Here is a 12816-nt window from a genome sequence, read left to right as displayed (position 1 = left end):
AGGCTAGAACCCAAAACCAAGGCCGAAGGCAAAACGCATTCCATCCACGCTGTTGAACAACCCAAAGTTTGCAGAAATTATACCTGCTCCATTCACAAAAAATCCCCCGCCATAGGAATTATGCCACTTTTCAGAATCGTCTCCTGGGAACCAAACACGACCATAATCAAAACCGCCAAATATTCCTGGCGTAACTGGTAAAACCCCGCTTTGTTGTTTTCTAAAACTTAACCTCAAATCAGTATTCTGATAAAAAGCTGATTTTCCCGTAAACCTTTGGAAACGGAAGCCCCTAAGTCCATTATTGGCACCAATACTTGCCCCTTGATAAAACTCAAAATCATCACCGAAATTGATATGCCCCTTAACTTTTGTGGCTAAAACCAGTATCCCATTGGAACATAATTTATGATCAATGGACAAACTAGGAATCAAATAACCAAAAGATCTACCAGATGTTGTGATATTGGTTTTATAACCTCCATGTAGTATAAATTCCATTCCCAAGGTTGGAAATGCATCACTATCAGAATTTGAAAAACTATATTCCGCATCAATGCCTAGAAAACTTTGGGTATTCTCTTCGCCATTTTCAACGAAAAACTCATTAATGAATCTATCCACGGTCTCTTCAACCTCAATATTCTCATAAGAGATGCCCAAACGTGTCTTAGACCCTAAATATCCCCTCCATACCAATGAAGGTGCAAAACGCAAAGTTCTCAACTTAACTCTATTGTAATCCAAATCCAGTTCGTCATCGTTGTTTTCTGTTTCGTTTCCAAAACCAAAAAAGTTGATGGCGTAGTTTGGGCTGGTAAACCTCGCATTAATTTCCAAGTTGACACCTTCAAAGAAGTTTGCAAACTCTCCATTGTAACCCACATCAAAGCCATTAGTAGCAAAATAGTAGGCCGCATTGAAGGTATGTTGCTGCGTAAATGGGTTTTGTCTAAAACCATTAAAAGTATAGGTATCCGTAACCCCAATCCTGAATCCGTCATCTGGATTGAACCCAATAGTCGGCAATAATTGATTGTTACTGGCCTTTACCTTCAAAAAGTCGTACGTGTTGGTAGCATAATCATTTATTCTGTGCACTTTACCCCCATAAGCTTCATCATAGGTGTTCTTTTTGGTTTTAAAATCATAGGTATGCACCTTTTTTGAGTCTTCAGTTATTTTATAGATATCGTTATTCTGGCCACCTACTACCCGAACAATTATTTTAGATGTTGGGGTGTTCACTTCAAAAACATCATCATCATCCAATCCATATATCCATACTTCCTTGGTAAACCTTGGACTGTATATCTTTTCAAAAAAAAGATCTGCTTTTTCCCCACCCTTAATGCGATAGCCGCGTACTTCCACATCTCCATTGGTATGGGATGTTATATGAAAATAATCATCCTTATCCGTTCCGGTAACCACAGTGTATTTATTGATTATGCCGAAATACTCCTGGGCTGTTTCCACCAAACTAGCCTTTCTGGAGCGTAAGATTTTTTTGATATTATCCACCGTCTCATCCCGCACTTCTTCTGGAAAAAGCTCTAAAGCCTCATCTATCACCGACTCTGTTATGTTTTCTTGGATAAACTTGGCCTGCTCTTCCCATTGCTTCAAACTAGTCTCAGAAAGAATGGCCATATCCAGTGCAAAAGTTCTGGGCGATGAAGTAAATCCTTTAAGGTTTCGTATTTCCTCCTTGAATCCTTCAAAAATCTGAAGCCCAGGCACCGCTCTAGATCCAAGATCCATTAGAAAACCATCTCCCCAAATGGAATACACTTGGTCACGATCTCTTGGAATGGGTCTATATATTTTCTTTCCATCTTCACCATCAAACTCTGCCCATCTCCATTGATCTACATGACGGTCCCAATCACCAACCAGTATATCAAAAAGTCTGGCCCTAACATAGGTTTCTTTATCCAAAGTGTATTTTTCGTCTTTGCGCAACTTTTGTATGAAATCGTAGGTACTCTCAATTTTTTGGGCCCTCCCAAAGCTTTCAATATCATGGCCTTCAGATACATGCTCTTCAATCATGACCAAATCATCACCAAATTCCCCATTAAAATCCCCTAAAGCATTTTGTTTGGGGACATAAAACAATTTCGGATTGGTATGATAGAGTTTAACAGCATCTGAAAGTGGTCCTACAGTAAAAGGTGCGTAAGGGTGTGCTCCCGTATATAAATCAAGAAGCAACTTTTCTGGATAAGTGTCTTCGAACTTACCAATGATGTATTTGTCCTGAAAAGCAATGGCCTGCAAATAGCGTTCTGCACTTTTTCGAAGATCGCGCATAACAAACTGGCGACCATCCTTTGCTTTCAATCGCAATGAATTGGATTGATTTCCCCCTCCTTTTCTAACTACTGTCAATCCACCATAAAGCGTGTCCAATAACACCACAGGTGCTTTTATTTGAGTAGCGTAGTATTTTCGATATCTTTCTCCCCAGAGCCATTTATAAAAACCTGTCTTTTTCACCTCTTCCTCAGAATAAACGGATGCCTCCATAGAAGCAGGAAACTGCTCAGAATAATTAGCATTACTTTTTGCAGGTCTGGGTTCAAGTACTTGTGTTTGAAATAACTTTTCCTCATCCGGTTCTGTTCCATAAAAAGTTACATGGGAGGACCCATCTTTATAAACCTTGAGTATGGCATAACCTCTTTTACCTGTTGAAAACTCACTACCATTCAAAAGTTTGGTTGCACCTGTTTTAGCTCCAGAACCACTTACAATCTGCGGAGTATTCTTCTCAACAATATATTGTAAAGTATGTTCGTGACCAGAAACCAAAATCACATTATCTGAAAATTGCGCTAGGGTGGTTATTCTATTTCTAAGTCGGTTGTACATCTTATTCTGCAAGTCTTCAATAGAAACTCCAGATGTTCTTCTCAATACATTGGCTACAGTTCCTAAAATGGGCATGGGTACTTTACCTCCATTTGGATAGAGGTGCTGTTTAAAAGAATAATATCCCCCATGCGACCCGTAGGTAAAAGCCGGGTGGTGCATCGCTATAATAGTGGTCTTGTCTACATTCTTTTTAATCAACCCCTCTAATTCTTCAAAGAATCGGGTACGACTTTTAATCTCACAATCATCATTTATGGTGGGATGTTTGTCCCAATCGGTTAGGTACCATTCCGTATCAATGGCAATGACAAGGATGTCCTCACCTATTTTTACTTTCTCTATAGGGCATCCATTATCTGGAAGGAAAACATCTTTACTGTCCAATGCTTTTTGGATGTATTTTTCTTCTCGTTCCAAACCTTTTAACCCATCTGTATACCAATCATGGTTACCAGGAATGAAGATGGTTCTCCCGGGAAAATTCTCTAAAGTCTTCAATTGGGCATCTAAATGGTTTTTGGCCAAATGATGACCCATTGGGTCATCATTTTTGTCTGGAAACCCTGCTGGATAAATGTTATCCCCCAAAAAAAGAACAGTGCTATTTTTATCAGCTTTGGATAAGGTCTCTTTAAATTTTTTGAGGTTTGGATTTAAATCCCCAACAGGAGATTTCCCTGCATCACCAATCAAGTAAAAGGTATGTTCCACCTCTTTGTCATAAGGAATTTCACCTTGATCTGCAGCAACTGCATATTTGGCTTCGTAGGTGGCGCACCCTGCTGTTAAAGCCAATAAAATTCCAAAAAAGTAATGTTTCTTCATATCCACAAGGTTGATTCCAAAATTTTGTATTTTGGATGTTTTAAAGCACTATTATGTCGGAAATTGTTGGAAAAGCTGAATCCTTTGTCACGGAAATTTTAGAGAACCTATTGGATCCCAACTTCCTTTACCACAATTTGCGCCATACCCAGCGTGTAGTTAAAAGTACTAAAGAATTACTCAATTTCTATAATCTTGATGAGGCCGAGAATGAAAAGCTAATTTTGGCAGCTTGGTTCCATGACACCGGCTACACCAAAACCATTAAAAAGCATGAAGAGGCCGGTTGTGAAATTGCAAAAAAATTTCTGAATGAGAATGGTTATGATAAAGAAGCAATTGAAAGTATTTGTTCCTACATTCTGGCCACTGAGCGCTACCATGAGCCCACAAATTTATCGGAAGAAATTATAAGAGATGCCGACAGTTCCCATTTTGCACAAAGAAGTTACTGGGAAACTACAGATTTCCTCAAAGAGGAACTAGAAAAATTGGGTGTGGCCAAATACACTAATAAAGACTGGCGGGACGAGAACATAAAGATGTTCCGCAATGAACATCAATACTACACAGATTACGCCAAGGAAAACTGGGAAGAAGGTAAGGAGCGAAACCTAAAACAACTGGTCAAAGAAAAAAAAGCTGAAAAGGAAATTGCCAAAAAAGAGGCCCTTAAGGCAAAATATAAAAATGAAAGTCCGGATAGAAGTGTACAAACACTCTACAGAGTCACCCTTAAAAACCATCTTAAATTAAGTGATATTGCAGATACCAAAGCGAACATCTTATTATCGGTAAATGCCATCATTATCTCTTTGGTATTGGCCAATCTCATTCCGAAGTTGGACAACCCTTCCAACACATACCTTATTTACCCTACTGTAATCTTTATCATTTTTAGTGTGGTCTCCATGGTATTATCTATTCTAGCAACAAGACCCAATGTTACCAGTGGAGAGTTCACTAAAGAGGATGTAAATCAAAAAAAGGTGAATCTATTGTTCTTTGGAAACTTTCATAAAATGAAACTGGAAGATTACGAGTGGGCCCTTCAGGAATTGGTTAAAGATAAAGACTACGTATATTCTTCACTTACCAAAGACCTTTACTTTTTGGGATTGGTCCTCAACAAAAAGTATAAAATCCTGAGGCTTACCTATAACATTTTCATGGTGGGCATGATTATTTCAGTAATCGCTTTTGGGATTGCCTTTAGGTTTTTTGGCCCTGATCGATTGAATTTTTAATCTTAGGATTTCAACTCCTCCATTAAATCATCATAAGTGTAGGAACGCTTCGACTTTTTATCTTTTCCGTACAGGATTTCTGCTCGGATTGCTTTGAGACCACTAACCCCCTGAAGACCTTCCAATTCAACTATTTCAATATTATTGGTAAAATAGCCTTTTGATTTAAGGAATTGGATATAACGCATGTATTCTCTCTCATCCTTTCTTTGGGAATACACAATGGATAGCTTTCCTTTTTGCGTCAATCTTTCATTGGTTCCTTTAATGTAGGATTTGTCTATACGCTTTTTAATGATTTCATATCGGGCATTATAGGTCCCATCAACATCAAATCGTTTTTCATCCATTCTAAATCGTATGGACATGGCGGTGCTGTAGACCAAAATAAGGGAAGCTACATCCAACTTAACCGGTAACTTAGGTTTTAGCTCATAGTATTTGTTCTCCATATCACACATTACCTGAAGCTGCCACAATCTCAAATTGTTCAGATAAAGTTCATCAAACTCACGGTCATTGGCGATGGAGCTCCCAATATACAGGTTGTGCTCCACGCCATCTGTCTTGTAACGCTCAAAGTAGTGTGGGAACATGGCTTGGGCCTCTATCTGCTTTTTGTCCAACAAGGATGCTAACTGCTTATTGGCCTCCATTACACTTTCGTCATAGTTACGGCGATGGTCATAATAGGATTCTGTTGTCTCATCTATTTGCGACTCATATCTTTCAATAAGTGACCTCAGCTCTTCATCTTCTTTCTTAAGATGCTTCAAAATTGGATTTACCTCATCCTTTACAAAATCGAAAACAGATTGTTCTGTGTGGGTATACATGGCATCTTTCACCTCATCCAAATAAAGATTAACTCGGAACATGAGTTCTTCATAAATAGGTAATTTGAATTTTTTGATGGCCACTTCCAGAACACTGTTGATTTCAGAAAGTTGAATCATTAAATCCCGCTGAATTGAAATATTGCGCTGCTTGGAGGATTCCTTAATATCTACTTGTCCGTACAACGGATAAACATCTTTAAATACAATTTCTCGGAATACTGCTTGGTTTCCGGCCAATTCATCCGTCATAAAACGTTTGGCCTCTTCTTGAAACTTCCAGTAGACTGAAGAGTGTACCGTGGTGCATTCATGTTGAATAATGGCATCCACCAGATTTTCCTGCTCCTCTATAGATCGTAGAACGGCTGAGACGATAAAGGGCATTACATCATCCAACTTGATGGCATTGACACTGTTCAACTCGTTAATTGTAGTTGAAACCAATTCCAAAACCCCTAAAAGATTTCCATTGTCAGAAATTGGGGCCAGAATGGCACTTTTTATGCCTTGATCGTAGAGATTTTTATACGGTTGCGTTCCACCGCTTCTTTCATAGTATTTTTCTACATTGGAAATAGCATAATAAGTGCTTTCCTGAAACAGTTTTCCTTTGGAATATTCACAGAGCATGGTATCACATGACTCCATTTCTTTTCCATTTAAAATATAGCTTTCTATGCCCTTTCCATGAACCTTTAGAAAACGATTGGCATTGGAGTCGTAACCTGCGAAGCCCACTTTTATCTTCTTCAGGTTGAACAAGGACCTAAAGGTATCTTGAAAACTTTCCATGAAGCTTTCCTTGGACCTTTTGTTTCCACCTATTAGGGTTGATTTGATCTCAGATATGGAATGTTCAGCAGTTACATCAAACATATTCGAAACAACAAACCCTTTGGAAATGAAACTATTGGGTGGGATTTTTTCCTTCCATAGCTCAACATTACCAAAATTCTCCAAAAGCTCATTGACATCCTCTTGGGTAAGTTCCTTACTTTTTTCCGTGGGGATGATTTCCATGAAATCCGCATTGTACAGAATTCTATAGTGTCGCATTACACCATTGGCATCTGGAATATCATAGAACAAAGGTCTTCTGAAATCCATTTTAAACCCATAGTAAAAGTTCAATATTACACTACATTTCATAATGTAATTGAGGTCCATGGCCATGTTACGGATTTTCAACTCAAATCCTTCTCCTGCATTTTTAATAATATCCTGAAACCGCTTCGAAGAATTGAAAACAATGTTTTCAAAAGGAGTTGAGGCCGTTTTGATTTCATTTTGTGTAAGTACGGGAGCAAAAGTATCGGCAAGGATTATGCGAATAATATCCTTGTGCTTCTCCAACAAACTAACATCATTGAAGCCTTCCCTTAGTTCAGGATAAGGGGCTTGTGCATCCAAAACATATTTAGCCCTATCAGCAAGATATTTGTCCTTGCTCTTCGCCTGTTCATCATAATGTTCCAATAATTTATTGAAACTGACCAGCTGAACAAGTGGGCTTTCTCCATCGTAATTTTGCTGCATACGTTTGTTAGTCGAGGTTTAGCTGGTAAAGTTACAAAAAGAAAAAATGCCCCCTTGTTAAGAGAATCTTTATGTATTTGTCCATTTTTTTTGATCTTTAGTAAAATTTCTTGCATGTCTTCCTTCTCTAGATTAGATCGAGCCTATAACAATGCCAAGGTCATTCCCTTTGATGATACTTCAAAATTTATTCTTTTTAGTGACTGCCACAGAGGTGATAATAGCTTTGCAGATGACTTTGCCAACAACAGAAATATCTATTTCCATGCACTCAATCACTATTATCGAGAAGGGTTTCATTATTGTGAACTGGGTGATGGGGACGAGCTTTGGGAAAACCTGACCTTTGATTCCATTTTTGAGGCCCATAAGAACGTTTTCCAATTGTTACGAAGCTTTCATTTGGAAAAACGGTTGTACATGGTTTGGGGCAACCACGATATGGTTTACCGGGATCCAAACTACGTGGATAAACATCTCTCCAGTTATTTTGAACCCATAGATGATTCTGATAAAGCTTTATTTGAAGGAATTGTATATCAGGAAGCGTTGATTCTGAAGCATTCGGAAACAGGACAAGAATTATTCTGCACCCACGGACACCAAGCTGATTGGTGGAACTATGTATGCTGGCGAATCGGCCGGTTTTTGGTTAGAGTACTTTGGAAACCTTTACAGGTTGTTGGAATTGCTGACCCAACAAGTCCCGCCAAGAACTACAAAGAACTGATCAGAATTGAAAAACGCATCAAACGCTGGATTCTTAAAAACAAATTAAGAATCACCATTGCGGGACATACCCACAGACCAAGGTTTCCCGAACCAGGACAAATACCTTTTTTTAACGATGGTAGTTGTGTGCACCCTAGAAGTATTACCGGAATTGAAATAGTCAACGGAGAAATCTCACTCATTAAATGGCACATTTCCACTAAAGTGGATGGCACTCTTCAGATTGTACGAGTTTTATTGGAAGGACCTGAAAAACTAAGGGATTATATGGAACAATAACATGGATGGCGTTCAACATATCATAGATCAAATCCCAGTGCGGTACAATTTAGCATCGCACATCATGTTTTTGGGCATTGTTCAGACCTATTTTTTAGGGATGGTCATCTTTGTTCGTTCCAAAAAGAATTCTGCTATTAGAATATTCGGATGGTCTTTATTCTTCCAAGCCTTGGTCTGTACTGATACTTATTTGTGCTATACAGGTCTCATAAAGTATCTGATTCAATTTAACGACTCCACAGAAGTTTTTGTACTGATGATCGCCCCAACCATCTACTTTTTTGTCTATGCGCTCTTGGAGCGAAAACCCATCACCTTTAAAAAGCATTGGATACACTTTTTGGTCCCTTTACTTTATTTGGTATCCCAGATAGGATATTTCCTGAATCCCATTTCCGTAAAACTAAATGCTTATTTAGATGCATACCATGATGACATTCCCATGGTTTCCGTTCCCGATTGGGTGACTTATAAATATCAATTCATCAAAGATGAATTCAGATGGATCATGCTGGCCAGTTTCACCTTTTATTTGGTGTTGAGTGGAATCATTGTTTACAGAAAGAAAAAACAGAAGAAATTGCCAACCCAGAAAGTAAAAATTGACAAATACGCTTTTACCAGAAACACAGTATTGTTGTTAATTCTTCTACTGGCCATGGTGTTCATCATCTATTTAAACTATGAAGATGACGGTGGCGATCATTTTATAGTAATTTTTGTGGCCGCAATTGCATTTATGAGCTCCTTTTTTGTGCTTTCAGAATCCAGGTTTTTTGAAAATTCATGGATTGCTGACAGATATGAAACCCTTACCAGTGATTCACTTTCTTTTGAAGATATTGATGCCTATGTTGAGGACAATACATACTTTTTGGTTCAAAATTCTTCATTAAAAGACCTTTCTGAAAAACTTGAGACCAGCACAAACACCCTCTCTAAATCCATTAATTCTGAAACAGGTCTCAACTTTAATGATTATCTGAACCAAAAAAGGGTAAGTACCGCTAAGGAAAGACTGTTAGACCCTGCTTTTTCCAATCTAACCATCGAGGCCATTGGCAAATCAGTTGGGTTCAGTTCAAAATCAGCTTTTTACAATGCATTTAAGAAACATACTGGACATTCTCCATCTATTTTTCTAAAACAAAAAAACTAGGTTTTTTCTCCAGAATTACAATTCAGGACGCATTCAGCATAAATACTAAACAGCTTTACAGAAGCAAACTCCACTTTTGCTGAAAGTTTATTCATCATGAAAAAAAGTATTAGACGTTACGACTTGGATTGGCTAAGGGTCATTGTTTTTGGATTGCTAATTTTCTACCATGTGGGCATGTTTTTTGTCCCATGGGGATGGCACCTCAAAAACAATGTTATCTATGAATGGATTCGTTGGCCCATGCTATTTTTAAACCAATGGAGACTCCCTATCCTATTTGTAATCTCTGGAATGGGTACTTATTATGCGCTTGGAAAAAGAAGCATGGGCAAGTTTGTTCTGGAACGCTATCTACGCCTTGGCATTCCTCTGCTTGTAGGTATGTTGTTGATAGTTCCTCCCCAAATCTATTTTGAACGCATCGCCAATGGAGAATTTGTAGGCTCTTACTTGGATTTTTATCAAGAAAAACTTTTTAGGGGAGGGCCCTATCCCGAAGGTAATTTGAGTTGGCACCATTTATGGTTCTTGCCCTATCTATTTTTGTTTTCCGTTGTTCTTGCGCCAGTTTTTGTGCATCTGCGCAAACATCAAACCCGTTTTATTGAATGGATTAAAGCCTTGATTCAAAAGTCATTGGGAATTTATCTCTTTATTGCACCTCTATTTTTGGCGGAAGCTTTTGTAGAACCCTTTTTCCCAGTCACCCATGCATTAGTGGGAGATTGGTTTACCATTTTGTTCTATATATTATTGTTCTTTTACGGCTTTGTGCTGATTTCTTGTGGGGATGTTTTTTGGAATGCCTTGGTCAACATCAAACAAAAAGCATTGATTATTGGAGTTGTTGCTTTTACCCTTTTGATATGTAGATGGCTCTTTATTGAAAAAGATGGTTGGCTTGAACATTTAAGCGAAGCCTTTTTGAAAATTACCAATCTTTGGTCTTGGATATTGGTATTGTTCGCCTATGCGGCACAATGGTTGAATAGACCTAGCAAGGGATTGGCCTATGCCAATAGGTCTGTTTATCCCTTTTATATTCTTCATCAGACCATTACAGTGGTAATTGCCTATTATATTATGGATTTGAACTGGGGCTTTTTCCCAAAGGCATCCATTCTTGTTATAGGAACTTTTGGTGTTAGTTGGTTAATCTATGATTTGATTATCCTTCGGATTCCGTTGTTACATCCCCTGTTTGGATTAAAAAAGAGTACGGTTAAAACCTAAAACCAGTTGAAACTTTAAGTAATGTGCTGGTCAAACACGTTTGGCCAGCGTTTTCATTGCGGCGATAAAAGTGTCCAGCTCCTTGGTTGTTGTGTAAATATTGGGTGTAATCCTGCAACCATGAACATTGAACCCATCAATGGCCACGGTCCAGATTTGGAATTCATCCAATAAGGTTTTGGCCAAAGTTGTAGGTTTCATGTTAGTAATACCAACATTGCCAATTCCGCAGCTTCTATGAGTCTCTTCAGGCGTATTGACCACAACATTTGGAACAGTTCGTAATGCATCGCTCCAATACTTTTGCAAAAAACGTAATCTTTCTTCTTTTCGTTGAATGCCAATCCTTCCTAAATAATCTATGGCATCGTTGATTGCCAAATAAATATGTACAGGATTGGTTCCAGTATGGTTCAATCTGAGAATATCGGTTTCATCTATATTGTATTCGGCAAGCAAAGGCCATATTTTGGGTATGTTTTTGGGAGCAACATACAACAATCCCACACCCAAAGGCGCATTCAACCATTTGTGCAAGCTTGAACCGTAGTAATCGCAATTCAATTCAGAAATATTCACATCAATATGACCAATGGCATGAGCCCCATCCACCATTACTTCAACACCGTGTTTGTGAGCCATATCACATATTTTCCGAACAGGCAATATATGTCCCGTGATGTTTATCATATGGCAGACCATCAACAGTTTGGTCTTCGGAGTAATCTGTGATTGGTACAAGGCAACAATTTCATCATCAGATTTGGGATGGTTGGGAACGGAAACTTCCTTACAAACAACCCCATATCGGTCCCGCATCAAATAGAAATGATCTTTCATGGCCCCGTAATCTTGCTGGGCAAAAATGGCCTCATCTCCTTCTTTCCATGGAAAACCCCCGATAATTAAATCCAAAGACTCGGTAGTGTTTCTTGTAATTGCTATAGATTCTGGAGAACTCCCTACAAATTTGGCCAATTTGGCGGTTACTCTTTCCTTATTTTCCCATTGCTTGGTCCTCATATAATAGGAACCCTCATAATTCACCATTTGGGTGTACTCCTGTAGTTTTTGCATTATAGGTTTGGGCGTAATGCAGTAATACCCATTCTCTAGGTTCACATAATCTGGCTTAATATCAAAATCTTCCCGAATTCGTTTCCAAAAGCTATCATCTATAATGGTAGGATAAGTATTTGTCTCAAAAGAAACCTTATTGGCATTGGCAGTCCATGAAACAAAGGGTGTTGCTATAGCAGCTTTCCCCATATACTTCAAAAATTGTCTTTTTTTCATTGTTGGCGAATTAATTCTGATATGTGTCTCTGCAACAATTTACAATTTTAGGTATCAAAATAAAAGGACAAAAAAAGCCTGCAACAAAGTTGCAGGCTCTATCCCTAATAATTTTCAATTTAAAAGTAATAGGAAAGTCCAAAAAGTAAATTCGATGAATCTAAGTTTAATTCAAACGTTTTACTTCTGAATCTGTCCCTTTTAATTGTAGAATACCGTAATGCTCCTATGGAAGATTCAAAGGCTAACCGATTGGAAACAAAAAAGGTAACTCCGGGTCTGAATGCAACATAAAACTCGTCTGCGCTAGAGGTTGAACGTGGAGTCATATCTCCAAAACTCTCAGACCATGAGCCAGTATAGCCGAGTTCTCCCTGAAGATAGAATAGTAGCTTATTACCAACCCCAAAATACCTTCTAGCATAAGGAGCCACAGTAATAGATTCACCTTTTCCTTCAAAGTTGCCATTGTTCTCATTTTCAAAACGGCTGTATCCATATCCCGTTTTTAAACCTACCATCCAATTATCATCAAATGCATAACCAACTCTGGGAAATAATGAGATTGTAGTTCGGTCTGACTCAACAGTAACATCTCCACTACTGGATTCTAAATTGCTCAATCCAAAAGAAAAATCACCGCCAATATTCCAAGTTCCTTTAGGAATGATTCGTTTGTCATTTTCCGAATTTTGTGCATTCAAACTAATGGCACCTACAAAAAGTGTAACAAGTAGTACTTTTTTCATTTTCTGATTAATTTTAAAGTTAAAGCATTGTAGCA

Annotated in this window: 8 protein-coding genes; 4 read left to right on the top strand and 4 right to left on the bottom strand. The window is 38.3% G+C overall.

Translation table 11 applies throughout. The features are described 5' to 3' along the window. Window positions 1-3 precede the first annotated feature (3 nt). Window positions 4-3705 (bottom strand): metallophosphoesterase, encoded by a 3702-nt coding sequence (locus HJC33_RS15115; RefSeq protein ID WP_171659684.1) that lies wholly within the window; start codon window positions 3703-3705, stop codon window positions 4-6. Window positions 3706-3758: 53 nt separating this feature from the next. Here HJC33_RS15115 and HJC33_RS15110 point away from each other — a divergent pair, with 53 nt between their 5' ends. Beyond that, window positions 3759-4952 carry a Pycsar system effector family protein gene (locus HJC33_RS15110; protein ID WP_171659683.1) on the top strand — a complete coding sequence of 398 codons (1194 nt, stop codon included), beginning with the start codon at window positions 3759-3761 and terminating at the stop codon, window positions 4950-4952. Window positions 4953-4954: 2 nt separating this feature from the next. Here HJC33_RS15110 and HJC33_RS15105 read toward each other — a convergent pair whose 3' ends face one another. Further along, entirely contained in the window at window positions 4955-7327 is a 2373-nt protein-coding gene (locus HJC33_RS15105) for a GAF domain-containing protein (RefSeq protein ID WP_171659682.1), read from the bottom strand. A 114-nt stretch (window positions 7328-7441) separates the two neighbouring features. Between HJC33_RS15105 and HJC33_RS15100 the strand changes: the two genes are divergently transcribed. The 3 genes from HJC33_RS15100 (at window position 7442) to HJC33_RS15090 (ending at window position 10736) form a co-directional block, all read left to right on the top strand. Beyond that, entirely contained in the window at window positions 7442-8338 is an 897-nt protein-coding gene (locus tag HJC33_RS15100) for a metallophosphoesterase (protein WP_171659681.1), read from the top strand. 1 nt (window position 8339) lies between these two features. Beyond that, a complete protein-coding gene (locus tag HJC33_RS15095; protein WP_171659680.1) occupies window positions 8340-9500 on the top strand; it encodes a helix-turn-helix domain-containing protein in 1161 nt (386 codons plus the stop codon). A 96-nt stretch (window positions 9501-9596) separates the two neighbouring features. Further along, window positions 9597-10736, top strand: coding sequence for an acyltransferase family protein (locus HJC33_RS15090; RefSeq protein ID WP_171659679.1), 1140 nt, complete (start codon window positions 9597-9599; stop codon window positions 10734-10736). Between the two features lie 30 nt (window positions 10737-10766). Here the strand turns inward: HJC33_RS15090 and HJC33_RS15085 are convergent, their stop codons facing one another. Together HJC33_RS15085 and HJC33_RS15080 are read right to left on the bottom strand one after the other, a co-directional pair. Beyond that, window positions 10767-12032, bottom strand: coding sequence for an aminotransferase class V-fold PLP-dependent enzyme (locus HJC33_RS15085; RefSeq protein WP_171659678.1), 1266 nt, complete (start codon window positions 12030-12032; stop codon window positions 10767-10769). A 119-nt stretch (window positions 12033-12151) separates the two neighbouring features. Then, complete coding sequence (locus HJC33_RS15080; protein WP_171659677.1) at window positions 12152-12781, bottom strand: outer membrane beta-barrel protein; 630 nt, start codon at window positions 12779-12781, stop codon at window positions 12152-12154. Between the last annotated feature and the right edge of the window lie 35 nt (window positions 12782-12816).

Origin of the sequence: Flagellimonas amphidinii (genome assembly GCF_013090115.1) — a bacterium.
In the GTDB taxonomy this organism is placed as follows: Bacteria; Bacteroidota; Bacteroidia; order Flavobacteriales; family Flavobacteriaceae; genus Flagellimonas; species Flagellimonas amphidinii.
The sequence above is the reverse complement of the archived record's forward strand: the minus strand, read 5'-3'. Positions and strand labels throughout refer to the sequence as shown.